Genomic DNA, 25,484 nt, shown 5'->3' with positions numbered 1-25,484 from the left:
TTCCCCACGCTCCCCAGGTACCCCCGACCTTGCCGACCGACAAATACGCCCCACGCCAGTGGCTCCCCCACGAAAAGCCGACACTGCCCGGCTCGCCCTCGACGCCGCTGCACGCGCCGGGCAAGCGTCTGGCCTACGGCGCGGTGGGCCTGCTGGTGGCGATCACCGGCGGCCTGGGCAACGCCCTGGTCACCGCCAACCTGCCCTTCCTCCAGGGCGCGCTCGGCGCCACCAGCGCGGAAATGGCCTGGCTGCCGGCAGCCTTCGTCATGACCAACGTGTCGATGAACCTGCTGCTGGTGAAGTTCCGCCAGGAGTTCGGCCTGCGCGCCTTCACCGAGGTGTTCCTGGTGCTCTACGCCCTGGTCACCTTCGCCCACCTGTTCGTCAACGACCTCAACTCCGCGATCGCCGTGCGCGCCGCCCACGGCATGGTCGGCGCGGCCCTCAGTTCGCTGGGCCTGTACTACATGATCCAGGCCTTCCCGGCGCAGTGGCGGCTCAAGGCCATGGTCCTCGGCCTCGGCGCCTCGCAACTGGCGGTGCCGCTGGCCCGGGTGTTTTCCGAAGACCTGCTGCAGATCGCCGAATGGCGCGGCCTGTACCTGTTCGAGCTGGGCCTGGCCCTGGCCGCGCTGGGCTGCGTGCTGCTGCTCAAGCTGCCGCCGGGCGATCGCTTCAAGACCTTCGAACCGCTGGACTTCCTCACCTTCTCCCTGATGGCCAGCGGCACCGCCCTGCTCTGCGCCGTGCTGTCCCTGGGGCGCATCGACTGGTGGCTGGACGCGCCCTGGATCGGCGTGGCCCTGGCCGCCTCCATCGCCCTGGTGTGCAGCGGCCTGGCCATCGAGCACAACCGCGTCAACCCGCTGCTGATGACCCGCTGGCTGGGCAGTGGCGCGATCGTCCGTCTGGCCCTGTGCGTGGTGCTGATCCGCATGGTCACCTCGGAGCAGTCCACCGGCGCCGTGGGTTTTCTCCAGGCGCTGAACCTGGGCAGCGAGCAGATGCGCAACCTGTACTGGGTCATGCTCCTGGGCGCGGCGGCGGGTCTGGCCAGCAGCGCCCTGACCATCAACCCGCAGCACCTCGTGCTGCCGCTGTTCATCTCCCTCGCGGCGATGGCCTGCGGGGCCTTCATGGACAGCGCGTCGAGCAACCTGACCCGTCCGGCGCAGATGTATTTCAGCCAGTTCCTCCTGGCCTTCGGCAGTACCTTCTTCCTCGGCCCGTGCATGGCCATGGGCATCGGCCATGTGCGCGCCAATCCGCGCAACCTGGTCAGCTTCTCGGTGATGTTCGGGATCTGCAACAACCTCGGCGGCCTGCTCGGCGCGGCCCTGCTCGGGACCTTCCAGACGGTGCGGGAGAAATTCCACTCCAGCCACCTGGTGGAACAGCTCAGTTACCTGGAGCCCCTGGTCAACGCCCGGGTCCAGGGGGGTGGCGGCGGTTACGCCGGGGTCATCGCCGACCCGGCACTGCGTGGCGAGGTGGGCCTGCGCCTGCTGGCCAACGCCGCCACCCGCGAAGCCAACATCCTCGCCTATAACGATGTATTCATGCTGATCGGCGCCATCGCCGTGCTGACCATGCTCTGGATCTTCATCCGCAGCCTGCGCTTGCGCTACCTTGCGCGCCAGGCCGCGATCACCACCACCCCAAGCGACGCGCCGAGCCGATGACCCAGGAAATGCCCTCGACCACCACCACCGCCATCGCCGAAACCCCGGAAGGCGTCACTCCGCCCAGTGAACCGGACAGCCCGCTGCGCTCGCGCCGGGTGCGCTGGCTGTCGACCCTGAGCTTCGCCGCCGTGGCCATCGTCGGCATTCTCGTGGTGCTCTACGCCTGGCGCCTGCCGCCGTTCGGCAGCGCCATCGAAAGCACGGAAAACGCCCTGGTGCGTGGCCAGGTGACGATCATCGGCCCGCAACTGGCCGGCTATATCGTCGAAGTGCCGGTGCATGACTTCCAGTTCGTCAAGGCCGGCGACCTGCTGGTGCGCCTCGACGATCGCATCTACACCCAGCGCCTGGCCCAGGCCAGGGCGCAGTTGCAACAGCAGCAGGCGGCGCTGGCCAACAACCTGCAGCAGCGCAACAGTGCCGAGGCGGTGATCGCCCAGCGCCAGGCGGCGATCGACGATGCCGCGGCCCAGGCGGCGAGAAGCGCCGCCGATCTGCGACGCAACCAGGACCTGGTCAGCGATGGTTCGGTGTCCCGGCGCGAATTCGATGTCAGCCGCGCCAGCCATGCCGCCGCGGTGGCCAGCCTGGCCCAGGCCAGGGCGGCCCTGGAGATCGCCCGCCAGGACCGCGAAAGCGTGATCGTCAACCGCGCCGCCCTCGACGCCGCGGTGGAGAATGCCAAGGCGGCGCTGGAACTGGCCCGCATCGACCTCGACAACACCCGCGTCACCGCCCCCCGCGACGGCCAGCTCGGGCAGATCGGCACCCGCCTCGGTGCCTGGGTCAATTCCGGTGCGCAGTTGATGGCGCTGGTGCCGGATACCCTGTGGGTGATCGCCAACCTCAAGGAAACCCAGATGGCCAATGTGCGCATCGGCCAGCCGGTGACGTTCAGCGTGGATGCCCTGAACCACCTGAAACTGCACGGCCATGTGCAGCAGATCTCCCCGGCCACCGGCTCGGAGTTCGCCCTGTTGCAGGCGGACAACGCCACCGGCAACTTCGTCAAGATCGCCCAGCGCATTCCGGTGCGGATCATCGTGGATGCCGACCAGCCGGAGGCCAGGCGCCTGCGGCCGGGGATGTCGGTGGTGGTGAGTATCGATACGCGGGAGTGAATCTTTGTGCTTGCCGTGACAGGTGCAGCAGCGCACTCGGCCGTTTCCCGCCCTGCATGTTCCACCGCACCGCGAGCCGGCGTAACCTCGGCCATTCCCAGCCCATTCAGGACGAACCCCCATGGCCGAAAAATCCCACCACTACGCCGTCACCGTCACCTGGACCGGCAACCAGGGCAGCGGCACCGCGTCCTACCGCGGCTACAGCCGCGATCACCTGATCCAGGCCGAAGGCAAGCCGGCGATCGAAGGCTCCTCCGACCCGGCCTTTCGCGGCGACCCGGCGCGCTGGAACCCGGAAGACCTGCTGCTCGCCTCGCTGTCGGCCTGCCACAAGCTCTGGTACATCGGCCTGTGCGCCGAGGCCGGGATCGTGGTGCTGGGCTATGAAGACCATGCCGAAGGCGAGATGGTCGAGGAGCCCAACGGTGCCGGGCAGTTCACCTCGGTGGTACTGCGGCCGAAGGTGACCCTGGCGGCGGGTGCGGACCTGGAAAAGGCCCGTACCCTGCACCAGCTGGCGCACCAGAAGTGCTTCATCGCGCGCTCGGTGAACTTCCCGGTCGAGCACCAACCGCAGTTCGCCCTGGCCTGACAGCCTCGAGCGCTGCGCCTCAGTATTCTTCTTCGGCCACCTCACGAGACTCCCGCAAGGCTCTCAGGTTTCCCAGGTAGCCCTTCAAGGACCAGCGCGACAGGGCGAACTCGATGTAACGATGTTCCTGCCGGTTGTTCAGCGCGTCATGCAGTTCGAGGTAGTAGTTGAGGGTCCGACGACGCTTCTCCAGGCTCTGCAAGACCTCCGAGGCGTCGCGTCCCATCTTGCGCACCTGCTGAAGGTCGGTCGGTGGCTCCTCCCCCGCCCCGAACAGGTAGCGCGGCAACTTGCTCTCCAGGTCGGCGTTGCAGCCCTGGATATTCAGACGCAGTTCCAACAGCGCGAAATTCCCCAGTCGCCGCCGCTGATACCAATCCTGGGCGCGGTCGTTCATACCGGGCGCGGCGCGGTTTTCCGTGGCCCACAGATGTTCGACCGAGAGATAGTCCGCCGTTTTCCTTTCCTGCACGCCGAGCAGGATCTTGTCGATCTGGATGGTCTTCTTCGGTTGCAGCCTGGCTTCGTAGCTCATCAGGAAATAGCGCAACCCGGGCCAGCGATAGAAATCGTCGGGGCTGTCCGCGTCCAGCAGGAACGACGCCCTGAAACGACTCTCCGAAGCATGGAGGTGAACGAAGCGAACCAGCAGCAGTTCCAGCGCATCCTCGTCATCCTCGACCGTGGCCTTGCCGATCCTGCGCTCGCTCTCGTCGATCTGGTCGAGCAGCGCACCGTGGTAGTACTGCGCCGCCAGCCGATAGAGATCGCCTTGGCCGCGGTCGTTGCGCGCCATGATGCCCCGCGCCATGTAGACCCTGAAGTTGAGGATCTCGAGCAGACGCAGCAACTTCGACAACCGCTCGCCCTTGCCGTCCAGCTTGATCACCAGGGCCAGGAACAGCGGCATGATCGAGGCGTGGCGCCCCTGCGCCCTGATCTGGTCGAGGGTCTCCACCAGGCTGGCATCGACCTCGCGATGGTCCGGGGCATACAGTCGCTGGTACCACAGGGCAGCGGCCTGCATGAAATCGACGAACGCCTTGATGCGTTCTATCGCCAGCTCCCTGGAGGCTTGCGAGCCGGACACCTGGTCGAGGTCGATGCGTTTCTTCAATTCGTCGTAGCCGTACTGGCTGTCGGTCTTGTTCAGTTTGAAATGGACCACCATGCAGTAACGCAGGAAGCCACCTTCGTCACCGCTGGAGGTCTTGCCCGCAGCATTCAACGCCTGGAGAATGGCCGACCAGTCTCGATCGATGTCCTGGCGCAGGCTCCTGGCACTCAGCTTGACGCTGCAGTAGATCAGGTAGTTCTTGACCTTCTCCAGTTCGCTGAGCGCTTTGCCACGGTTGTTGATGACCTCGAACATGATGCCGGTTTCGGCATCTTCGTCAGGGGCATACACCAGGAACCCCAGGCGTTTTTCCACTACCTGACGCAGCGTGTCGAGCGGGATGCCGTCCAGCTGCCGGGCATCCAGCCAGGCAGCGACCAGCTCCCTGGCGGCGAGCAGGCGCTGATGGGCCTCCAGCGTCGCCGGGCACTTCTGCGTGTTGCCTTCCTCCAGCACCACCCGCTCGAAGAACGTCCGCGTATCGGCGTTCAGCCGGAGGACATAGCGCTCGTTGCCGAGACCGCCGCGGCGCAGGTAGCGCTCCATGAACGCCGCTCGCTCGGCGGGTTGCAGGCGTTTGCCCAACTGCTGCAGAACGATCACCAGGGTCGTCAGGCGCTGCTGGCCGTCGACCACATTGAACTCCTCGGTGCTGCCCTCGGGACGACTCAGCACCAGGGTGCCGGTGTAGTGGCGCAACGTCGAACGATCACGCACAAGGTGATCGATGTCCTTGAGCAGTTCCTCGACCTGTCTCTTGTCCCAGGAGTAGCCACGCTGGTAGTCGGGAATGGTGAAGAAATGGCCCGAGAAGATATCCGGCAGAGCAAGCAGCTGCATGCCAAATCCATTTTTCGACATTACGTCTCCTTGTCATCCATAAGTCATGCACTGCGCGTGGCGCAGCAGGTGCGCGAACAAAAAATCAAATGGCCATCACGCCCGGTGCGCCACTCTGCATGACCGAAAATGCCAAGTCCAGCGAGACTTAAGGACGAAACTCGACGCTGTGCCTGGCCCGCTCGTCCACCACCAGCGAGAACACGTCCGGCCGCGCATAGTGGCCGACCACGTCGAAGTCGTAGCGCGCCCGCACCAGTTCCTCCAGATCGATCTGCGCGGTGAGCAGCCCTTCCTCGCCACGCAGCGGTCCGGCCAGGACCTCGCCCAGTGGCCCGACGATCACGCTGTTGCCCTGGATCAGCGGGCGGTCGGCGTCCCAGTGCGGCACCTCGATGCCCAGCGCATTCGGCGACGCCTGCACCTGGCAGGCACTGACCAGGAACAGCCGGCCTTCATGGGCGATATGACGCATCGATGCCTGCCACACATCGCGCTCGTCCACCGTCGGCGCGCACCAGACCTGCACGCCCTTGGCGTACATCGCCGTGCGCAGCAGCGGCATATGGTTTTCCCAGCAGATCGCCGCGCCGAGCTTGCCCACCGGGGTGTCCAGCACCGGCAGGGTCGAGCCGTCGCCCTGGCCCCAGATCAAGCGTTCGGTACCGGTAGGCATCAGCTTGCGGTGTTTGGCGATGAGCCCGTCCTGCGGCGAGAAGAACAACGCGGTGCAGTACAGGGTATTGCCGGCCCGCTCGATCACCCCGAGCACCAGGTGGGCACCGGTGCGCTGGGCCAGCGCGGCCAGTGCGTCGGTCTCGGCGCCGGGGACGTCGATGGCGTTTTCGTAGTAGCGCTGGAAGGCTTCGCGGCCCTCGGGCAGGCGGTAGCCCAGATAGGTGCCGAAGGTCTCGCCCTTGGGATAGCCGCCGAGCAGGGCTTCGGGCATGACCACCAGCCCGGCACCGGCGGCCTTGATCCGGGCCTCGTAGGTAAGGATCGCGTCGAGGGTAGCGGCCTTGCCCTCTGGGCGGGAACCGATCTGCAGGGCGGCAACGATGGAGGTAGGCATGGGTCTGTCTCGCGTGTCGTGGGTGGATTGAGGCATAGTCGCGGGCGTCGCGTTATCAATCAATTCAGTGCGCACCCCATCTGATATGAGCCAAATCGATATCTGGTCGCTGGACCTCAACCTGCTGAAAGTCTTCGAAGCCCTGTACGAGGAAGGCGGCGCCGGGCGTGCCGCGATCCGCCTGGGCGTCACCCAGTCGGCGGTCAGCGCCGCCCTCGCCCGCCTGCGCCAGGTCTATGGCGATCACCTGTTCGAACGCACCGGCCGCGGCCTGCGGCCGACGGCGAAGAGCGAGGAACTGCGCCCGGTGATCGCCGCGGCGCTGGAGAAATGCCGGCAGAGCCTGCTGCTGGTCAGCGCCCGGGACGTCGCCTTCAACGGCCGCACCGTGGCCCTGGGCCTGTCCGACGACCATGAGCTGGCCATCGGCCGCCGCCTCATCGATCGCGCGAAGGAACGCGCGCCCGGGCTGCGCCTGCTGTTTCGGCAAACCCACAGCATGCTCGCCGCGGATGCCCTGATGAGCCGCCAGATCGACCTGGCACTGACCGCCGGCGCCATCGCCTCCCGCAGCCTGAGCCGACAGCTGCTGGCCAGCGGCGGCTACAGCTGCGTCAGTGCCTTGCCGGGCAGCCTCGATCGCGCCGACTATCTGCGCCGGGGCCATGTGCTGGTGTCGTCCGGCGGCTATGTCGGGGTGGTCGACGAGGTGCTGGCGGCACAGTCGCTGAGCCGGCGGGTCGAGGCCTCGACCACGCATTTCGCCGCGCTGCCGGCCCTGCTGCTCGGCAGCGATTGCATCGCCACCCTGCCGACCCACGCCGCCCGGACCCTGGCGCGCTTCGGTCAGCTGCATTGCCTGCCCTGCCCGTTCGACCTGCCGCGCTACGCCGTGGAGCTGGGCTGGCGCGCTGACAGTGCGCGGGACCCGGCGATCCAATTGGTCCTGGAGCTGGTACGCGAGGTGATCGCCGACCTCAAGGACAGCGACCTGCTCGCGCCAGGTTGAGCGTCACCGCGAACCCGCGCCAAGGGCCTGGCCCAGGCGCACGCAGCGCGGATCGGCGGAGCCCGCGCAATAACCCAGCGCTTCGCCGGGTCGTCCGGCCTTGGCGCTGAGCCAGGCCAGGGTGTAGCGCAGGTCGGCATTGCCCGGCTCCTCTTCCAGCCCCTTCAGCAGCACGCTGCTAGCGTCGTCAAGCTGGCCCTGGCGAACCAGCAGCAGGCCGAGGTTGTACGCGGCCCGGCCGCCACGGGCCTGGCGCAACCAGGCGATCGCTTCGTCGTTACGGCCTTGCTGGGCCAGAACCAGGCCCAGCGCCATGGCCAGTTCAGGTTCACCCTTCTGCAAATCCAGCCCGGCGCGCAGCCACTGCTCGGCCTCGCCGACCTGCCCCTGTGCCATCAGCAGGCGCGCCAGTGCGCTGCGGGCCGGCACGTAGCGGGCGTCCTGGCGCAGTGCCTGGCGATAGTTGTCGATCGCCGCGGCCGCCCGCCCCTGGCGCTCCTGCAGCAGCGCGAGGTTCAGCCGCGTCGCGGGCAGATCGGCATTGGCCAGCAGACGCTGTTCGTGATCGGCCAATTGCGCGCCCAGTCGCTGGTTGTCCGCTGCCGCGAGCCCGCCATCGCGCAGATCGGCCAGGCCCCGGGCGGCCTGGTCGCGCACGGCGAGGCTGGGGTCGCGCAGCAGCGGCAGGAGCCACTGCGCCCGCCGCGCCGGCGCTTCACCCTCCACGGCACGCGCGGCCTGCAGGCGCACCAACGCGCTGCCATCCTGCAGCGCGCCGGGCAGGTTGCCCTGGCCGCCACCCAGCTCAACGGCGGTAGCACGGACGATGTCGGGCCGGGTGGTGTCTTCGATCAGTTGCGCCAGGTCCCGGATCACGGCGGGATCATGGCGGCGGGCCCGGGCGAAGGTTTCCCCGTAGTGGGCATCGCGCGCTGGCGAGCCATACCAGCCCTCGATGGCCTGCGCCGCCCAGTCCGCGCGCCGGTCCTGGTGGCAGGTGGTGCAGGCGTCAGGGGCAGCTGTCCTGCCGTCCAGGTCGGGCCGCGGAATGCGCAAGGCGTGATCGCGGCGGGCATCCACGCCCATGTACGTGCGCGGCGGCATATGGCAGTCGACGCACTGCGAACCGGGCGCGCCGGCCTGATGGAAATGGTGCCGTGGGCTGCCGTAGTCGTTCTTGCGCAGGCTGGGGAACTGCGGATTGCCCGCGGGGTTGTGGCAAGCCTTGCACAGGTCGTTGCCTTCGGCGCGCAGTTGCGTCGAGTGGGGTTCGTGGCAATTGCTGCAGGTCACGCCCTTCTCGAACATTCTGCTCTGGGTGAAGGAGCCGTATTCGAAGACCTCGTCGAGCATCTGCCCGTCGGCGTGATACAGCCCCGGTGACAGCACCACCGGGCGCACGGCGTCGAGCAGCGGTTTGCCCGGCTGGCTGCCGGCGCCCAGGGTTTCGCGGCGGCTGTGGCAGCGCGCGCATTGTTCGACTTGGTAGCCCTTGGCAGGATCGTGAAAGTCGACCGCCAGGCCCTTGTTGGCGGCATCGTTCGCCGTGCCAGCGGCCCAGTCGAGATGACGCTGGCCCGGGCCGTGGCAGCTCTGGCAGCCCACGGCCATTTCGCTCCAGGTGGTCTGGAAGGTATCGCTGGCGGCGTCGTAACCCTTGCGCAGGTTGCCGGAGTGGCAGTCGGCGCACATGGCGTTCCAGTTCTGGTAGCGCCCGGTCCAGTGCAGGGCGTCGTCGGGGCTGAAGCGCTGGCCGGGGTACAGGGAGAACCAGCGCTGGCCGCCGGCCTCGCGGGGACGGCTGTCCCAGGCCACGGTCAGGCTCTGCAGGCGACCGCCCGGGCGTTCGATCAGGTACTGCTGGAGCGGGTCGAAGCCGAAGGTGTAGGCGATGGGGAAATCGGCGCGCTGGCCGTCCTCGCCTTCAGTGTTGACCACATAGTGCTCGCCCTGGCGCAGGAAACGCATGCGCACGCCGCTGGGGTCGGCGAACTCGACGTTGTCGAAGTTGCCCAGGACATTGCCCTCGCGGGCCTCACGCAGCGACCAGCTGTGGTGGGAGGTGGCCCAGGCGGCGGCCTCCCGGGTGTGGCAGGCCGTGCAACGGTCCTGGGAAACATAACCGCCGTCATAGCGAAGTCCCGGTGGACGAGGCTCGGCTTCGGCCAGGGTCGCCAGAAACAGGAGTATCGGGATGAGATATTTCATGGGCATCTGCATGCTGGCCTGCCTGCGAAAAGGACCTGTAGGAGCTGGCTTGCCTGCGAAATGCCCCGTAGGAGCTGGCTTGCCTGCGAAAGGACCGCGCAGCGGTCCCCGGTGACACTGCAATCGGGACCGCGTTGCGGTCCTTTCGCAGGCAAGCCAGCTCCTACAGTGGTGTGCCAGGCTCAGTAACCACTCACCTGGTCCGGCAGGATCACCTGGTTGGCCCTGGCGTAGTCGTCCCAGGCCTTCTTCAGCTCCGCGACCTTCTGTGGCTGTTGCCCGCTCAGGTCATGCCGCTCGGCCAGGTCGTGGCCCAGGTCGAACAGCTGCCACTCGCCATTGCCCCACGGCTTGGGCATGTGCACCAGCTTCCAGTCACCCTTGCGCACGAAGCGCTTGCCGAACAGCTCGCCGCCGGTGGTGCGCTCCGCGGCCCTGGCCCCCTTGAGCAAGGGCAGGAACGAGGTGCCGGTCATCGGCACCACCTCGCGGCCCTTGTACTGTTCGCCCGGATGCCTGACCCCCGCCAGCTCCAGCAGGGTCGGGGCGAAGTCCTTGACGCTGACCAGCTGATCGAGCTGCTTGCCATGGGCATCGACCCCCGGGATGCGCACGATCCCCGCCGTGCGCGTGCCGCCCTCGCTGGGGAAGCCCTTGAACAGGCTCAGGCTCGGTGCCGCCACCCGCGACCAGTTGGGGCCGAGGAAGGTGTAGGAACCCGGCTTGCCCATGTGCTCGTAGCTGAAGTCGTTGGTCTCGTCGATCACCTTGCGGATCTTCGGGAACAGGTCTGCCGGCCAGGTTTCGTCGAGGTCGTGGCCTTCGGCACCGTTGTCGGAAATGAAGATGACGATGGTGTTGTCGTACAGGCCGTTCTTGCGCAGGTAATCGAAGACCCGGCCGCTGTTGGCGTCCATCTGGTCGACCATCGCCGCGTAGATCTCCATGGCCCGCGCCTCGCGCTGGCGTTCCTGCGGGCTCAGGCTGTCCCAGGCCTTGCCTTTGGGCGAGCGCGCCGCCGCCTCGGCATCGGCCGGGATGATGCCCAGTTCCTTCTGTTTCTTCAGGCGCGCGTCGAGCAGCACGTCGTAGCCGGCGTCATAGCGGCCGCGGTACTTCTCGATGGCCGCGTCCGGCGCCTGCAGCGGCCAGTGCGGCGCGGTGAAGGCGAGCATGCCGAAGAACGGCCGGCCGCTGTCCTTGTCGGCGGCGATGTAGTCGATCATGCGGTCGGCGTAGTACTGCGAGGAATAGCTGAAGTCCGCCGGCAGCCTGTCCAGGCGCTTGCCGTCCTCGGCATAGGGCGCCTTGGCGTCCGGGGTCGGTGCATAGGCCGGCTTCATGTCCGGGTAATGGCTGGCGCCGCCGCTGAGCAGGCTGAATGAATGCTCGAAGCCGCGCTGGTCCGGCCCGGTCTGCGCGCTGCTGCCCAGGTGCCACTTGCCCGCCAGGTAGGTGTCGTAGCCGGCATCGCGCAGCAGCGAGGCGATGGTCACCGCGCGGTCGTTGAGGTAACCCTCGTAGCCCTTCTTGCCTTCCTGGTTCGGCGCGGTTTCCTCGGCCATGTTGCCCAGGCCGACCTGGTGCGGGTCGGCGCCGGTGAGCAGTGCCGCGCGGGTCGGCGAACAGGCCGGCATGGCCTGGAAGTTGGTCAGTTGCACGCCGGAGGCGGCCAGGGAGTCCAGGTTCGGCGTGTCGATCTCGCTGCCGAAGCTGCCGAGGTCGCCGTAGCCCATGTCATCGGCCACCACCAGGAGGATGTTCGGCCTGGCCGGATCCACGGACGCCGCCTGGGCCGCGGTCAGCCCCAGGGCGGTGGCCAGGCCGACGGCGCTGGCGAGGGTCGCAGGCAGGAAGGGAATACGCATCAGGTATGTCCTTGTTGTAATTGGAATAAGAGTGGGAAGTCGCTCACCCGGGAAAAGTCATCAGAAAGCGAAGGAAACCACCATCTGGCTGTACAGGTTCAGGTCGTCGCTGCCCTGCTGCGAGCCGCCCTGCTCCGCGCTTTTCTGCGGTTTGTACAGGCCGAGCAGCGGGCTGATGGTGAACTGACCGACGGTCCAGTCCAGGTACAGGTTGAGTTCCCTGGCCGCCAAGTCGCCCTGGCTGCGGTCGAGGCTGGAGAAGTCGAAGTACAGCACGCCCATGGCCACGTCCGGGTGCGGCGTCAGGCCCAGGCTGAGCATGTGAATGGCCGCGTTGCGCTGGAACGGCCCGGCATAGTTGGCCGCCACCTCGCCCTGGAACCAGGTGCCGTAGCCGCGGCTGAAACCGCTGAACAACGGGTCGTAGTCCTCGGAGTAGCGGCTGTAGCGATAGCCGAGGCGCGGTTGCCAGGCGACCTCGGAGAAGGTCCAGCCGGCTTCGGCGTACCAGGCGTGTTCGTCGCCCAGGCGTTTGTCCTCGCGGGCGTATTCGAAGGACAGGAACAGGTCCTTGACCCCGGCATTGCCCTGGGCGCGCAGGCTGGTGATCTCCAGGCCGTCGCGCTGGGCGCTGAAGGGGTTGGCGAGTTTCTCGTCGACACCCAGGCCCTTGACGTAGGTGAGGCCGACGGTGCCCTGCGGGGCGACATGCTCCAGCACGCCGATGCCCAGCTCCGGTTTGGCCTTCAGTTCGTTGTCCGACTTCACCCAGATCAGTTCGCCGCGCCAGCCCTGCTGGCCGCCGAGCTTGAGCCAGGCGGTCCGGTCGAAGGCGTTGCGCGCGGTGAGGTAGTAGGCGCCACCGCGATCGACGCTGCCGTCGGCGATGTTGTTGCCGACGCTGAGGCCATCGCCGTTGATGATGAAGCCATCGCCCACCTTGACCTTCTGGCTGCCGGCGGAGAAGTCCACGCCGTCCTTGCCCAGCGCCGGGAACAGGTCGCCGGAGCGCCAGCCGGCGTAGGCGCGGTCCACTGCGGTGCGGCGCTCGCTGCCATCGGTGTAGCCGGCGGCATCGCCGTCGCCCCAGGTGCCGTTGCTGACCAGGTTGAACTCGCCGTACAGCGAGGCATTGCCGGCGGCCGGGAAGCCCGTGCTGCCGCTCAGGCCGTAGCGCAGGAAGGCTTCCTGCCAGGCCACCGAACCCGGCGCGATGGGCCCGCCCTGGTTGTAGCTTTCGTCGCTGTGGAAGAAACCGAGGGCGCCCTGGACGTTCAGCTTCAGCGTGGTGTCCGCGGTGGAGTACAGCTCGTAGGCCGACGCGCCGGAAGAAACGGCGCCGAGGGCCGCGACCAGTAATGAGCCGTGGCGAAACCTTTTCACATCAATCCCCTTTAGTTCTTGTCGTAAGGATCTGATCCATCTGGATCGAGGGGGATTAACTCATTCGAGTGGTCAGGTTTTCTTGTCTCTCAGTGCCGGGAAGTTGCAGGTCCCTGCCAGCGCGCGTCGTCAGATGGCCTCGCCCCAGGCCCGTTCGAGCAGGAACAGGAACATCTCCTCGGCACTGGCGAACTGCTCCCACACCGGCAGGCCGACCATCTCGATCGCCTGGTATTCCCGGGAACGGGTGTCGTACACGTAGAGTTCCTCGTCCAGTTGCGCCAGGTAGATCAGGTCTTCGTCGAAGCTGTCGCGCAGGTCGCGGTTGGCTTCGAACAGGTTCTGGCGAAACGGCAAGCCACGGTGATTCACGGGCCAGAGGGTCAGGCCGTTGTGGTCGACGCCATCGGCCACCCGCAGCACCCGCAGGCAGGCTTGCGGGAGTTCGCTGCCGAACTCCCGGCGAAACTGCTGCGCTGCCCGCTCCAGCAGTGCCGGGGCACAGCCTTGCGGTCGCTGGTTGGCCGGCAGGTAGTCGGTCATCAGGCGGACATAGCGCTCGATGCGGTCATCGCTCACAGGGTTATCGCTCATTGGTAGATCTCGTAAAGGTCAAGGCTGGGAACGCGCTCGGCCACCCATTGCCGGGACGGGTCCGGGTAGATCACCGCACCCTGCGGCGGAATCGGCATCGCCACGCTTACCGTCTGGCCGTGGCTGGTCTTGTGGATCAGGTTCTCGCCAGGGTTGTAGCGACCATGCACCGCGCGATGCTCCACATCGTTGCGCATGAGGATCAGGTTCTGCGCATCGTTGGTGCCACCGTCGTCCAGCGGCAAGCGATGGTGCAACTGGTAACCGCTCGGCGGCTTGCCATCCTTTGCCATGGCATCGACCTGGGCGGCAGTGAGACCGGCGGCCAGCAGTTCCTGGCGGCGATTGACCGCGACATCGCGGATCCACACCGGTTTGATCTTGTTGAAGTCCTTGCGCTCGCGCCGGTACTGGGCCCGGTTGGCCTTGCGCGTATAGGTGACCTCGGCAATGGTGAAGCCATTGAGCATGCGCACCCCGGAGCAGTGGTAGACGATGGCGGCATCGGGCTTGCCGCTGGCCTGACGATCCTTGAACCAGCTCAGCAGCTTGCGGTTGGCCTGGGGCAGCACGCCGGGGTTGGCCGGCTTCTTCAGATAGGCGCGGAGAAACTGGACGATGTTGACCCTGGCCTTCTGCTGGCGAATCAGGTCGAGTGCGGCGTCGTAGCCGTTGGCCAGGAACGCGGCCAGTTCGGCGGGAGTACGTGGGTAGGAAATCATGCCGGCAGCTCCTCGTCATGCAGCGGTGGCAGGGCCAGCGCCCGCACGACGCCCGCGACCAGTTCGGCCAGGGTCTGCCGATCGCCTGCCGACGGCGCCGGACAGCCACTCACCTCCTCTTCGAGCAGCGCCCGCTCCTGCGGAGCCAGGTCGATCCACCAGCGCAGCAACAGGTCACGCGCCGCCGTTTCGAGCCAGGCTCGCAGTGAACCGCCGAGGCTCAGCAGGTGCAGGCGCCTGGCCGCACGCTGGCGATTGTTCAAGGCCTTCCAGCCCGGCATGTCGGCATCGGCCAGCAGCCGATCAAGCTGTTCGCGGGCGCTCAGCAGCGCCTCTGGCTCCTTGCACAGCAGTTGCGGCGCCAGGCCCACGGGCAGCGTCTGCGCGTCCCAGCTGTCGGCCGCCGGCAGGCTGTTGGCAGCTCGGGCCATGGCGGCATCCAGGCTCTCGCCGTCGATCTGCAGATCATCCAGCCACGCTGCCAGCGCCGTTGCATCGATACCCAGGGCGCGCTGGGCAAAGCGCAGCAGGGTTGCCCCGGCCAGGCTCGGGTCGTCTTCGATCGCCGACAGCGCCAGCCCCAGGTCGCGACTGAACTCGGCATCGACCCGCTGCGCGCCGGATTCCCGTGCCGCGAGCTCATCGATCCGCGCCAGCAACTGCGCGCCGCCTTGCTCCACCTGCAACGCCTCGCCCGCGCTCAGCAGGTCGTTCTTCAAGGTCCGCTCGATCCCGTCGGCATAGGTCGAGGGGCGTCCGACATCGCCGCTCGCCATATCGCGCAGCAAGCGATCGAAGCCATACGCCGGCTCATCGACGACAGTCGACACCCGCCACGTCGCCGGCGCCGGCAACAGCGGACGCAGTGCCATGCAGGCGGCATCGTCGTGGCAACGCCAGCCGTCGCCATCGAGCAGACCCGGGCCCAGCGCCTCGATGGCGTCACGCAACGCATCCGGCAACGGATTGCCGCGCAGGCCCTCCTGGCGGGCCATGGGCAGGACTTCTTCCGGCAGCAAGCGGGCCCAGCTGGCATCGTCTTCTGCGCTGCACAGCAGATCCAGGCCGTGGATTCGCAGGCGCACATCGGCAGCACCCGGGGTAGCCGCAGGCCCTGCCACCAGGTCGATCACCGTGCTGACCAGCACCGGCCCCTCGACCTGCGTGGCCAGGGCACCGCGCCAGATCAGCGAATACAGGGCCAGAGGGTCGCCGGACAAGTGCTCGGCGGCACGTTGCGGGGTCATCGCGTAGTCCAGCGGTTCGATCATCGGATGCGCGGATTCATTCATCCCGGTCATGTTCAGGCGTCTCCCTGCCCGGGCTCATCGCCCGTGGTCACTTTGCTTTCATACAGGTGCTGCAGTCCGTCCATGGCCAGCGCCGGCTCCAGCTTTTGCGCACGCCAGGCCAGTTCCAGCACCCGCGCCGTGTTCAGCACCGGATAGGCCGGCAGTTGGCGTATCTCGCGGCGGATGCTCAGGGAACGGATATGCGCGTCCTTCAGGCGCTCCTGACAGGTGCTGGCGTAGCTGCGGGCTTTGTCCGCGGACACCGCGGGAATCTCTTCGCGCGCCGGATCGTCGCCCTTGGGCAGCAAACCGCCTTCGAGACGCTGCCCCTCGTCCACAACGATCTCCACCCGCACCCGCTGCGCAGGAGAGTCCGCGGCATGCTGGCGAACCAGGTCGAGAATCCCCAGTTGCAAGCGTCCCACGCCCTTGGCGTAGCCCGCCTCGCCGCGCTCGACAGCGAGGCGCCCGGGGTACTCGATGGCGATCAGTTCGTCGAGCAGCGCACGGGTCAACGCACTCTTCACCAACCCGGCATCCAGGCCATCTCCGGCCTCGTCCCGCGCCCGTCGGATTTCCGCTTCGTCGAGGGCATGGAAGCGCATGCGCCGGATCGCCGGCGAACCCTGCAGCGACGCACTGGCGACTTTCTCCTTGAGCAGGCGCAGCAGTTGCCAGGCGATCTGCTCGCCCTCGGCGTCCGGATCGGTGCCCAGGTACAGGCTCTGCAGCCCGGGCCACAGCTGCGCAACGCGGGCCAGGGTGTTCTCCGCCACCGGCGTCGGTTCCTGCCATTGCGGCTCCCGCGCCGCGGCGATCGACCAGCTGGAAGCTGCGGCGAGCGAGGTGATGTTGCCCTGTGTCGCGGCCACTACCCATTCTATGGAGCCCCCCAGGGCACGGTGGATGACCTCGCACTTGTTCGCCGACTCCACCAGCACCAGATGCCGCGCGTTCAGGCGCGAGCCGTGCTGGACGCTGGCCTGCCACAGGTAGTCGCTGGCCTTGAGCGGTGTTTTCAGGTTACGCGCATGGTGTTCCGCCGCCTGGCTCATGGCCGTGATGAACAGATCCCTGGCCCGGGAAATAGCGACGTTGATCAGGTTGCTGCCACGGTCGTAGAACTGCGCCTCGGCCGGCTGGCTGGATTCGACCATGGAAAACAGCACCACCGGTTTTTCCGCGCCCTGCAGCGAATGCACGGTATCGATGGTCATCTCGTGCCACGGCTGCGTCGTGTCCTTGGGATCGAAATGCGCTGCGCCGAAGGCCAGCGCGATGGCGTGCTGCACTTCCTTGATCTGTCCGGTGAACGGCGTGACCACGGCGACCACGTCCTTCAGGCGCAGGCCCTTTTCGCCGTGCGGATCGTAGTGGCGCAGCAGGCCCTGGGTGTTTTCCTTGATCCAGGCCGCGATCAGCTGCGCCTCCTGGCGGTTGCGCCGCGAACCGCCGGGGTTGCGGCTGTCCACAACCTCCTCGACCACCAGGTAGCCAAGGCGCCGCAACTCCGGGCGGAACAGGCTTTCCGGCGCCGGCTCCTTGCGCGCGGGTACCAGCGCGCCGTGGTAGACCAGGCTGTTGCAGACCTCGATGATCGGCTTCAGGCAGCGATAGTGGTTGGTCAGGGTCAGGCCAGACACCTCGAAACGCGGGTCGCGCCAGGATGACGCGCGCTGTGCCATGCGCATCACGCTGCCGTTGGACATCAGGTTGCCCGACTCGCCGAGGCGCTGCAGGGCGCCCTGCCCGGCGCTGTCGGACGCCGGGAGCTCGGCGTCGAGGCGGTAATGGCTGGCGTGCACGCCGTCGGCTCCGGCACTGATCGACCATACCGGTTCCAATTGCTCGACGTCGCCGACGACGATCGCGCGGCGGGCGAACAGAAACGGCGCGGCACCGATTTCCGGACTGCCTTGCCCGGCTTCATCGACAATCAGCAGGTCGGCCTCGCCGAACAGGTAGCCACTGCTGCCCGCTGCGCCCGCAGACACCCGGCTACGCATCAACTTGGGCACGGAAAAGGCGGTGACCACGAACACCGGGGCGAGCATGGCCAGGGTCCGCAACTGTTGCGCGCTGGACGGCCGCCAGGCGGCATCGTCCCGGGCCTGGCGTTGCTCGTCGCGACGCTGGAGCAGGTAACGGCCCTCCCAGTAGCGCGCCGCCAGATGGAACAGCTGCGAACGGACCTCGGTGTCGAGCAGGTCCTGAATGCGCTTGAGCAACGCGCGCTGGCAAGCCTGCTGCCCCGCCGCGTCTTCCGCGGCCTGCAGGCTGGCCTTGAGGGGGCTGTCGTCAAGGTTGCTGCCGACGCTGGCGACAATCTTCGCCGGCGCGATGGCGAGCGCGAGCAGACTCGAATGCAGACCCTCGTGCGCCTGCACGGCGGCTTCGCGCCGTTCCAGCCAGGCCGTGCGACGCTGCTCCAGCGCGCTGTGCTCGCGCTGAATCTGCTCCCGCAGTGCTTCGAGCGGCGCCTGCTCGCGCAACTGCGCCTGCAGGAGACTCTGCACCCGCACGCTGCAGGCATCCAGCAGCGCTGGTTCTGGCAGGGCGTCGGGAGCGCCTGCAAGCAGGTCCGCGCAGCTGTCCGCCAGCAGCAATGGCAGCTCCAGCGCGATGACCCGCGTCGCCAGCGCTTGCAGGCTCGCTGTTTCGCTGCCCAGACGGGCGACGACATGCAACTGGCACTGCTGCAGGTCTGCGTCGTCGGCGACCGCGATGCCCCAGCTTCGCAACGACTGGCGCAGCTCCTGCAGTTCTTTGCTCTCGCTGTCCAGGCCAAGGCTGCGCAATACCCGCCGCGCGAACGCCTCCGGCGGACGTTGCAGCCACTGGCCGATGCGCGCATTGGCCTGCTGCAAGGCCACGACCCGCCCGCGGGCCTGCTCGAACAGCACGACCGCCTCCAGCAGTTGCGGCGGGCGCGGCGCGTCGGTTTCGACGACCCGCGCCAGATCGTCGCGCTGGCGGCTGATGCTGGCCAGGCGCGCGGCCTGCTGGCGCAGGCTGTCGATGCTGTGCAGCAGCCGTTGCCAGGCCAGCCCGGTACTGCTCAGGCGGGTGTCGAGGCTGTGCAGTTGGCGCTCCTGCCCGTCATCCCAGGCCGGTTCGGCATACAGCGGTGGCACGTTCTGCAACCAGGCCCGGGCGGCCTTCTCCACCTCACCCATGGCGACGATCCGCTTCAGCACCGAGCGGCGCAGCAGCTCGATGGCCTTGTCGACAGCATGGGCTTTGCCCAGGTACTCGCTGGCGCAGCGCAACCAGGCGTCTTCCAGCAGATCGAGGTCGAAACCCTGCAGGCCCGCACTGCGTCCATGGAAGGACCAGGCATCGTTGGGGCGCGCGCGGTGAATGACCTGGTAGTTGTCGAGGCTCGGCTTGCCGGCTTTTTCCTCGTTGCCATCGCTCTTCAGGCTGGCGGGCGCATACCAGCCATAGGAGCTCAGTGCGGGCAGCCAGCGGCTCTCCACGGACACCTGGCTGCCGGGCAGGCGCTGGCCCTCGGCGTCGAACAGCCCGATGCCCGGGGTCTCGTCGAAGCTGGAAATGACATTGGTGACCGCCTGGTTGGTCGCCGCGCAGGCGATGATGACCGGACACTGCGGCGCGGTGCCACGGGGAGCCATGAGCAGCGGCTGCACCCAGGCACTGGCGATGACGCCTCGCAGCAGGCTGGTCTTGCCGGTGCCGGGCGGCCCATTGACAGCCAGGACCTCGCCATTCCCGGTCTCTGCCAGTCCCAGCAGCGCATCGCGCTGCGCCGGGTCCAGCGGGTAGGCGCTGCGCTGGCCGGGCCGCTGCTCGTCGCGCGAATCCATGTGGCCGAAGTAGGCGATGATCCGCCGCGTATCCGCGGCGACCTCGTCGATCACGAAACTGCGCTGGCGACCCGGCGCCAGCGTAGCGATGCTGTCGAACAGGGCGCGGCGCGGCGCTGGCAGGTCATTGCCGGCGTCGAGGAAATGCCGGTAGGCATTGCACACCGCGGCACTGGCGCCGGAGACCGCGCTGCCGTCGACCAGGGTAAAGACGGCCTGCCACCTGGCCACTTGCCAGACATAATCCGGATTGTCGCCCTCCTGGCCCTCCCGCCCGGGCCGGCGCCGCGCTTGCCCGGCCAGCGTACGGAAATGCGCCAGCCACCCCTCCAGGCCCGCTCCGCCCTTGCGCGGCCAGCGCTCCACCAGCGTGTCGAAGGCATGGTCCCAGAGCTTCAGCGCGCCCTGCAGATCGACCGACTCGGGCGCCTCGGCAAGGTGCCGGCGCACCATGGCATCGAAGCCCTCGACATCCTCCAGCAGCAGGCCCGGAATACGTGCCGCAGGCCCCAGTTGTTCGCGATTGAACGCCGGTGCGCCCCTGGCCGCCAGTTCCCAGCGATGGCCCGGCCCGTCCTTGTCGGCCTGTTCCAGGGCGGCAAGGGGCAAGGTGGCGATGACCACCGGGTCCTTGCCGTCCTTGACGAGCTTGAGCACCAGGGTGCGCACCGGCGGGTTGCGGTCATCGAGTTTGAGGCGCGACACCGGCATATGCCGCAGGGCCTCCAGCAAGGCCCCGAGGCTGTTGAAGTCAGGCTGCTTGCCCAGGCAGTTTTCCAGTTTGCCGAGGGCATCGAACGCGGTGCTCTGCAGGCCCTCGATCCAGTAGGCGAGAAACTTTTCCTGGACGCTGTCCAGGCTGTCGGGGTGGATACGGGCGAAGCCGATCCGGTTCCTGGTCTGCTCGCGCAGATGCCGCAAGCGCGCCTCGGGATCGTCAAGGGCGAGGGTTTGCGCGAGCAGTCCGGGCGGCACCTGGGGCATGTCGTCGATCAGGGCGGCGAGCAACGTCGGGGAATGCTCTTCGACACAGCGTCGGCGCAACTCCCGGGCGAAGACGATCGAGCCTTGTGCCTTGCGCCGGTCCGCGCTGTCGACGAGCCCCGGCAGATGGTCGCAGAGCGCGTCGAGCTCCTTCTTCAGCGCACGCCACTCCTTCTCCGTCACGCCTTTCCACTCGTCGATGAAGGCGCTGCAGGCGGCGTGGGTTGCCTGTACCTCGGCACTCAGTTGCAGATCGTGTTTCTTCGCCAGTTGACTCGCATACTTCAACGAGTTTTCCGCTGGCGCCTTGCTTTTGCTGTTAGACATTGCTGTTCCCGGGCAAAACCTCTCCTGCACCAGCCGGGAGACCTGGAGTCCGCGCGGCAGCCGGCGCCCCGCTCAACGACGCGGGGCGCGAATGATATCACCTAGCCATGCCAGCGTATCGCCAAGGTGCGGACCAGGATCCGAAGAGGCGCCTGCGACACTGCGCCGCACCCTCCGGCAGCTGTCGGCGGCCCCCACAAACCCAGTAGAATTCGCCGCCCCTTTTCGCCTCATCGCATCGAGCAGCGACAACCCCAACAAGATGAGCAGCCCCGGTCCGCAACGGTCCGGCTGACATGCGCGCGCGTCCCGAGGGTGTCTGTCCGCTGTTCAATCGACTTTTGAGGTACGTATGTCTCCGCGTTTGCTGGCGATGGCGCTGGCACCCCTGCTCGGCCTGTTCATCATGGCCCTGGGCAATGGCTTCCTGTCTTCCCTGACCACCCTGCGCCTGGACGAAGCCGGCGAGTCGGCCACCATGATCGGCTTCGTCTCCTCGGCCTATTTCATCGGCCTGACCCTCGGCGCGATCTTCAATGATCGCCTGATCCTGCGCATCGGCCATATCCGCGCCTACAGCAGCTTCGCCTCGCTGATCGCGGTGACCATCCTCGCCCAGGGCCTGTTCGTCGACACCTGGGGCTGGATGGTGCTGCGCCTGATCAACGGCTGGGCCACGGTGGGGGTGTTCCTGGTGATCGAGAGCTGGCTGCTGATGGCCGGCGATACCAAGGCCCGCGGCCGCCTGCTGGCGCTGTACATGATTTCCTTCTACGGCGCCGGCGTGCTCAGCCAGGCGGCCCTCGGCGAAATCGCCGGCTGGGGCGGCACCGCACCGTTCATGGTCGCCGGCATGCTGGCGGCGCTGTCGGTGCTGCCGATCGTCATCCTGCCGCGGGTCTCGCCGCTGCTGGAGCACGTCGAGCCGCTGCGACCACGGCAACTGCTCAGCGTCACCCCGACCGGCCTGGTCGGCTGCTTCGGCTCCGGCGTGGCCATCGCCGCGGTGTACACCCTGCTGCCGCTGTACCTGCAACGGATCGGCCTGGACGTCGGCGAAGTGGGCAACATGATGGCCTGGGTCATCCTCGGCGCCATGCTCCTGCAATACCCGGTGGGCCGCTGGTCGGACCGCAAGGACCGCCAGGATGTGCTGATCGCCCTCGGTCTGCTCTGCGTGGTGCTGTCGGTGATCATCCTGCTGCTGCCGCCGAGCTCGGTGCTGCTGCCGGCGATGCTGTTCCTGCTCGGCGGTGGCGTGTTCGCCGTCTATCCGGTGTCGGTCAGCCACGCCGCCGACCGCGCGCCGGTGGAAGCGCTGGTGCCGATGATCCAGGGCATGCTGCTGATCAACTCGCTGGGCTCGGCGCTCAGCCCGCTGGCGATTTCGCCGGCGATGAACAGCTACGGCCAGGACGGTCTGTTCTGGGCCTTCGCCCTGATCAACCTGAGCATGGTCGGCTTCTTCCTGTGGCGCCGCGGCAAGCGTCCGGTGCCGGCCAATCCGGCGCCGTTCGTGCCTTCGGCGACCTTCTCGCCGACCGGTGCCGAACTGCGCGTGACCGACGACCTGCGTCATGCCGCCCAGGAGCATCCGCCGGTGGACATGGGCGAGCACGCGGTCAACCCGCCGACGCCTCGCGCCGGCGTCGACTGAGGCGTCTACACTGCGGTTCCCGGAGATCATTCGAAGGAGAACCGCCGTGCGCAACAGATTCCCTTCGCTGGCAGGCGCGGTCGCGCTGCTGGCCCTGGCCGGCGCCGTGAAGGCGGCGCCGCTGTCGATCCACTCCACCTCGTTCAACGACGGTGGCCGCATTGCGCTCTCGCAGATCGGTCCCGATGCCCATTGCGGCAAGGGCAAGCAGATGTCGCCACAGGTGAGCTGGTCGAACCTGCCGCAGGGCACCCGCTCGGTGGCCTTGCTCATGTTCGATCCCGACGGGGCCAAGGGCCTGGGCGTGTCGCACTGGGTGGCCTACAACATCGATCCGGCCAAGGGGCAACTGGTCGAGGGTGCCAGCGAGGGCTTCAGCACTGGCAAGAACGTGCGCGGCGATGCCGCCTACCGTGGTCCCTGCCCGCCCGCCGGGGACAATCCGCATCACTATGCACTGACCCTGATCGCCACCGACCTGGCGCCCGGCAGCCTGCCCGAGGGGCTGGACCGGGAGGGGTTGCTGAAGGCGTTGCAGGGGCATGCGCTGGGCGGGATGAGTATTGTCGGGGTGTATGGGCACTGAGGGTTGGCGACGCAGATGTAACCAGGCATTGCAATTTGCCACCGCTATATACAATCCTGTACAGCGAAACACTCCACCTCGAGCCCCTCACAGAAGAGAGCCCCATGACCACCGCCGTGTATCCCAAGGAAGCCACCGGCGCGAACTACGCGCTGGACCTGATGAAATACGCCCAGGCCCGTACCTGGGAAGCCGTGGACGCGATCGCCGCGCTGATCCGTCCGGGCATGACCGAAAGCGAAGCGAACCGCCTCGGCAAGCAGCGCCTTGCCGACCTGGGCATGGAACGCATCTGGCACCCGCTGCTGGTGCGTTTCGGCGCCAATACCCTGAAAGGCTTCAACCAGCGCTCCGACGGCGATCCGCAACTGGGCGAGAACGATATCTTCTTCATCGACGTGGGCATCGTCTGGAAAGGCCATGAAGGCGACGCCGGGGCAACCTTCACCGTCGGCGACGATCCGGAGATGATCGCCTGCGCGGCGGCGGCGAAAACCCTGTACCAGCGTGTCGAGGCGCACTGGCGGGCCAGCGGCTGCAGCGGTGTCGAGCTGTACGACTACGCCTATCACCAGGCCGAAGCGATGGGCTGGACCCTCAACCTCGACATCAAGGGCCACCGCGTCAGCGACTTCCCCCATGCCCTCTACCGCGCCGGCGACCTCGGCGATTTCGCCGGGCAGCCCAATGAAGGCCTGTGGATCCTGGAAATCCAGATCGCCCATCCGGGCAAACCTTACGGGGCATTCTACGAAGACCTGCTGGCCTGACGGCAGGCGGTCGCGGAGGACACCATGGCGAACGAAGACGCACGCATTCTTGCCAGCTGGCAGACCAACGCCGATCCGTGGATCAGCGCCGTGCGCGAGGCGCAGATCGAAAGCCGGCGCCTGGTCACCGACCGCGCCCTGCTCGCTGCCATCGACGCCCGGCGGCCGCGCACGGTACTCGACCTGGGCTGTGGCGAGGGCTGGCTGTGTCGCGCCCTGCTCGCCTGGGGCATCCGTGCCTGGGGCGTGGATGCCACCGCCAGCCTGGTGGACGCCGCACGGGCCGTCGACCCGGCGGGAGACTACGACTGCCTGGACTACGCCACGTTCAGCCGGCAAGCGCCGGCGCGCAAGGTGGACCTGGTGGCGTGCAACTTTTCCCTGTTCGGCGCCGAAGCACTGAATCACCTGCTCGCCAGCCTGCCGCGGGTGCTGAACCCCGGCGGCCATCTGCTGATCCAGACCCTGCATCCCCACGTCGCCTGTGGCGATGACCCCTACGCCGATGGCTGGCGCGAGGGTTCCTGGGCCGGTTTCGACACAGCCTTCAGCGATCCGGCGCCCTGGTACTTCCGTACCCTGGAAAGCTGGGTGACGCTGCTCGGCGACAGTGGTTTTCGTCTGCAAGGCCTCGGCGAACCGCTGCACCCGATAACGGGCAGGCCGGCCTCGCTGTTGCTCGTTGCCAGCGTCGCCTGAGCGGGCCACGAACGCCGGATTTCATCGCTTGCCGGGCCCCAGCTCGATCCACGCCGGGGCATGGTCGCTGGCCTTGGCCTCGTTGCGCACCCAGGCGTCGACCCCGCCACTCTTCAGGTACGGCGCCAGGACCGGGTTGAGCAACAGGTGGTCGATGCGCAGGCCCGAGTTCTTCGGCCAGTGCTCGCGGAAGTAATCCCAGAAGGTGTAGAGGCGCTCGTCGGGATACAGATGGCGCAGCGAGTCGGTCCAGCCCTGGTCCAGCAGGCGCTGGTAGCAGGCACGGCTCTGCGGCTGCAGCAGCGCATCCTTGAGCCAGGAGCGCGGGTTGTAGATGTCGAGATCGGTGGGCACCACGTTGTAGTCGCCGGCGAGGACCACCGGGTGCTCGCTGTCCAGCAGCACCTGGGCGTGCTCGATGAAGCGTTCGAACCAGGCCAGCTTGTAGTCGAACTTCGGTCCCGGCTGTGGATTGCCGTTGGGCAGGTACAGGCAGCCGACCACCACGCCATGGGCGGCGGCTTCCAGGTAGCGGCTCTGGCTGTCGTCTTCCAGGCCCGGCAGGCCGCGGCGGATCTCCAGCGGTTCGGCGCCCCTGGCCAGGATCGCCACGCCGTTCCACGCGGCCTGGCCGACATGCAGGCTGCCGTAGCCGGCGTCCGCCAGCTGCTGCGTGGGGAAATCCACGGACTTGAGCTCCTGCAGGCAGGCGATGTCGGGGCGTTCCCGCTCCAGCCAGGCCAGCAGGTTGGGCAGTCGGGCGCGGATGCCGTTGATGTTGAAGGTGGCGATCTTCAGGGCTTTCATGCGTCAGGGTCCGACAGGCGTGCGTCGAGGGCGTCTTCCAGGGCGCGGGCATGAGCGCTGTTGGCCAGCGCCTTGAGTGCCATGTACTCGTCCCAGTCCACCACGCCGCTGCTGAGCAGTTCCTCGGCACCGCGCAGCAGGCTGGCGTGCCAGGCGTCCGGCGAGTCGAGGCGGTAGCCGTCGTCCAGCAGCATGTCGTGCCAGGCCTTGAGTTGCGGGCGCTGCGCTTTGTCGTTCATGGCTGTGTGTCCGGTTGGGTGCTTATCGGTTCAGAGCCTTTTTGGGGGATGGCGTTCAATCTGCCATTTGTCGGGCCAA

19 protein-coding genes are annotated in these 25,484 nt (G+C 67.3%); 8 read left to right on the top strand and 11 right to left on the bottom strand.

What is annotated here, in order from left to right:
• The first annotated feature begins 29 nt into the window (after positions 1-29).
• The 3 genes from RTI28_RS15630 to RTI28_RS15620 all read left to right on the top strand — a co-directional run bounded on the left by RTI28_RS15630 (position 30) and on the right by RTI28_RS15620 (position 3,404).
• Positions 30-1,685, top strand: coding sequence for an MFS transporter (locus tag RTI28_RS15630; RefSeq protein WP_316921279.1), 1,656 nt, complete (start codon positions 30-32; stop codon positions 1,683-1,685).
• The gene (locus RTI28_RS15625) at positions 1,682-2,809 is read left to right on the top strand and encodes an HlyD family secretion protein (RefSeq protein WP_316921278.1); all 1,128 of its coding nucleotides are present in this window, start codon (positions 1,682-1,684) and stop codon (positions 2,807-2,809) included. Before RTI28_RS15630 ends, RTI28_RS15625 begins: the two co-directional genes overlap by 4 nt.
• A gap of 121 nt (positions 2,810-2,930) precedes the next feature.
• Positions 2,931-3,404 (top strand): OsmC family protein, encoded by a 474-nt coding sequence (locus RTI28_RS15620; RefSeq protein ID WP_316921277.1) that lies wholly within the window; start codon positions 2,931-2,933, stop codon positions 3,402-3,404.
• Positions 3,405-3,423: 19 nt separating this feature from the next.
• Here the strand turns inward: RTI28_RS15620 and RTI28_RS15615 are convergent, their stop codons facing one another.
• Both RTI28_RS15615 and RTI28_RS15610 read right to left on the bottom strand, forming a co-directional pair.
• Positions 3,424-5,361: a DUF262 domain-containing protein gene (locus tag RTI28_RS15615; protein WP_316921276.1), complete on the bottom strand. Its 1,938-nt coding sequence runs from the start codon at positions 5,359-5,361 to the stop codon at positions 3,424-3,426.
• 148 nt (positions 5,362-5,509) lie between these two features.
• The gene (locus RTI28_RS15610) at positions 5,510-6,433 is read right to left on the bottom strand and encodes a carbon-nitrogen hydrolase family protein (RefSeq protein WP_316921275.1); all 924 of its coding nucleotides are present in this window, start codon (positions 6,431-6,433) and stop codon (positions 5,510-5,512) included.
• Between the two features lie 85 nt (positions 6,434-6,518).
• Between RTI28_RS15610 and RTI28_RS15605 the strand changes: the two genes are divergently transcribed.
• A complete protein-coding gene (locus RTI28_RS15605) occupies positions 6,519-7,442 on the top strand; it encodes a LysR family transcriptional regulator (protein WP_316921274.1) in 924 nt (307 codons plus the stop codon).
• A 3-nt stretch (positions 7,443-7,445) separates the two neighbouring features.
• Here RTI28_RS15605 and RTI28_RS15600 read toward each other — a convergent pair whose 3' ends face one another.
• The 7 genes from RTI28_RS15600 to RTI28_RS15570 form a co-directional block, all read right to left on the bottom strand.
• Complete coding sequence (locus RTI28_RS15600; protein ID WP_316921273.1) at positions 7,446-9,650, bottom strand: tetratricopeptide repeat protein; 2,205 nt, start codon at positions 9,648-9,650, stop codon at positions 7,446-7,448.
• Positions 9,651-9,832: 182 nt separating this feature from the next.
• Complete coding sequence (locus RTI28_RS15595; RefSeq protein ID WP_316921272.1) at positions 9,833-11,518, bottom strand: arylsulfatase; 1,686 nt, start codon at positions 11,516-11,518, stop codon at positions 9,833-9,835.
• 60 nt (positions 11,519-11,578) lie between these two features.
• Complete coding sequence (locus tag RTI28_RS15590) at positions 11,579-12,901, bottom strand: hypothetical protein (RefSeq protein ID WP_316921271.1); 1,323 nt, start codon at positions 12,899-12,901, stop codon at positions 11,579-11,581.
• A gap of 129 nt (positions 12,902-13,030) precedes the next feature.
• Positions 13,031-13,495: a hypothetical protein gene (locus tag RTI28_RS15585; RefSeq protein WP_316921270.1), complete on the bottom strand. Its 465-nt coding sequence runs from the start codon at positions 13,493-13,495 to the stop codon at positions 13,031-13,033.
• Positions 13,492-14,217 (bottom strand): HNH endonuclease signature motif containing protein, encoded by a 726-nt coding sequence (locus RTI28_RS15580; RefSeq protein WP_316921269.1) that lies wholly within the window; start codon positions 14,215-14,217, stop codon positions 13,492-13,494. Before RTI28_RS15580 ends, RTI28_RS15585 begins: the two co-directional genes overlap by 4 nt.
• The gene (locus tag RTI28_RS15575; RefSeq protein WP_316921268.1) at positions 14,214-15,518 is read right to left on the bottom strand and encodes a hypothetical protein; all 1,305 of its coding nucleotides are present in this window, start codon (positions 15,516-15,518) and stop codon (positions 14,214-14,216) included. Before RTI28_RS15575 ends, RTI28_RS15580 begins: the two co-directional genes overlap by 4 nt.
• Before the next feature lie 2 nt (positions 15,519-15,520).
• A complete protein-coding gene (locus RTI28_RS15570; RefSeq protein ID WP_316921267.1) occupies positions 15,521-20,647 on the bottom strand; it encodes an AAA domain-containing protein in 5,127 nt (1,708 codons plus the stop codon).
• Positions 20,648-20,999: 352 nt separating this feature from the next.
• Between RTI28_RS15570 and RTI28_RS15565 the strand changes: the two genes are divergently transcribed.
• From RTI28_RS15565 to RTI28_RS15550, 4 genes are all read left to right on the top strand, one after another.
• Positions 21,000-22,304, top strand: a complete 1,305-nt coding sequence (locus tag RTI28_RS15565) for an MFS transporter (protein ID WP_316921266.1) — start codon at positions 21,000-21,002, stop codon at positions 22,302-22,304.
• A 46-nt stretch (positions 22,305-22,350) separates the two neighbouring features.
• Complete coding sequence (locus tag RTI28_RS15560) at positions 22,351-22,890, top strand: YbhB/YbcL family Raf kinase inhibitor-like protein (RefSeq protein WP_410478996.1); 540 nt, start codon at positions 22,351-22,353, stop codon at positions 22,888-22,890.
• Between the two features lie 104 nt (positions 22,891-22,994).
• A complete protein-coding gene (locus RTI28_RS15555; protein ID WP_316921265.1) occupies positions 22,995-23,660 on the top strand; it encodes a M24 family metallopeptidase in 666 nt (221 codons plus the stop codon).
• A 24-nt stretch (positions 23,661-23,684) separates the two neighbouring features.
• Positions 23,685-24,359, top strand: a complete 675-nt coding sequence (locus RTI28_RS15550; RefSeq protein WP_316921264.1) for a class I SAM-dependent methyltransferase — start codon at positions 23,685-23,687, stop codon at positions 24,357-24,359.
• A 21-nt stretch (positions 24,360-24,380) separates the two neighbouring features.
• Here the strand turns inward: RTI28_RS15550 and RTI28_RS15545 are convergent, their stop codons facing one another.
• On the bottom strand, positions 24,381-25,166 hold the full coding sequence (locus tag RTI28_RS15545) for an exodeoxyribonuclease III (RefSeq protein ID WP_316921263.1): 786 nt from the start codon (positions 25,164-25,166) through the stop codon (positions 24,381-24,383).
• Positions 25,163-25,405, bottom strand: coding sequence for a hypothetical protein (locus tag RTI28_RS15540; RefSeq protein ID WP_316921262.1), 243 nt, complete (start codon positions 25,403-25,405; stop codon positions 25,163-25,165). Before RTI28_RS15540 ends, RTI28_RS15545 begins: the two co-directional genes overlap by 4 nt.
• Positions 25,406-25,484 lie beyond the last annotated feature (79 nt).

It is taken from the genome of Pseudomonas sp. zfem002 (genome assembly GCF_032621685.1).
GTDB lineage: Bacteria > Pseudomonadota > Gammaproteobacteria > Pseudomonadales > Pseudomonadaceae > Aquipseudomonas > Aquipseudomonas japonica.
The sequence above is the reverse complement of the archived record's forward strand: the minus strand, read 5'-3'. Positions and strand labels throughout refer to the sequence as shown.

What these genes read in the sequence shown, in the direction of transcription:
- RTI28_RS15625 (WP_316921278.1), top strand. Translation starts at nt 1,682, where the DNA reads ATGACCCAGGAAATGCCCTCGACCACCACCACCGCCATCGCCGAAACC.
- RTI28_RS15620 (WP_316921277.1), top strand. Translation starts at nt 2,931, where the DNA reads ATGGCCGAAAAATCCCACCACTACGCCGTCACCGTCACCTGGACCGGC.
- RTI28_RS15615 (WP_316921276.1), bottom strand. Translation starts at nt 5,361, where the DNA reads ATGCAGCTGCTTGCTCTGCCGGATATCTTCTCGGGCCATTTCTTCACC.
- RTI28_RS15610 (WP_316921275.1), bottom strand. Translation starts at nt 6,433, where the DNA reads ATGCCTACCTCCATCGTTGCCGCCCTGCAGATCGGTTCCCGCCCAGAG.
- RTI28_RS15605 (WP_316921274.1), top strand. Translation starts at nt 6,519, where the DNA reads ATGAGCCAAATCGATATCTGGTCGCTGGACCTCAACCTGCTGAAAGTC.
- RTI28_RS15600 (WP_316921273.1), bottom strand. Translation starts at nt 9,650, where the DNA reads ATGAAATATCTCATCCCGATACTCCTGTTTCTGGCGACCCTGGCCGAA.
- RTI28_RS15595 (WP_316921272.1), bottom strand. Translation starts at nt 11,518, where the DNA reads ATGCGTATTCCCTTCCTGCCTGCGACCCTCGCCAGCGCCGTCGGCCTG.
- RTI28_RS15585 (WP_316921270.1), bottom strand. Translation starts at nt 13,495, where the DNA reads ATGAGCGATAACCCTGTGAGCGATGACCGCATCGAGCGCTATGTCCGC.
- RTI28_RS15580 (WP_316921269.1), bottom strand. Translation starts at nt 14,217, where the DNA reads ATGATTTCCTACCCACGTACTCCCGCCGAACTGGCCGCGTTCCTGGCC.
- RTI28_RS15575 (WP_316921268.1), bottom strand. Translation starts at nt 15,518, where the DNA reads ATGACCGGGATGAATGAATCCGCGCATCCGATGATCGAACCGCTGGAC.
- RTI28_RS15570 (WP_316921267.1), bottom strand. Translation starts at nt 20,647, where the DNA reads ATGTCTAACAGCAAAAGCAAGGCGCCAGCGGAAAACTCGTTGAAGTAT.
- RTI28_RS15565 (WP_316921266.1), top strand. Translation starts at nt 21,000, where the DNA reads ATGTCTCCGCGTTTGCTGGCGATGGCGCTGGCACCCCTGCTCGGCCTG.
- RTI28_RS15555 (WP_316921265.1), top strand. Translation starts at nt 22,995, where the DNA reads ATGACCACCGCCGTGTATCCCAAGGAAGCCACCGGCGCGAACTACGCG.
- RTI28_RS15550 (WP_316921264.1), top strand. Translation starts at nt 23,685, where the DNA reads ATGGCGAACGAAGACGCACGCATTCTTGCCAGCTGGCAGACCAACGCC.
- RTI28_RS15545 (WP_316921263.1), bottom strand. Translation starts at nt 25,166, where the DNA reads ATGAAAGCCCTGAAGATCGCCACCTTCAACATCAACGGCATCCGCGCC.
- RTI28_RS15540 (WP_316921262.1), bottom strand. Translation starts at nt 25,405, where the DNA reads ATGAACGACAAAGCGCAGCGCCCGCAACTCAAGGCCTGGCACGACATG.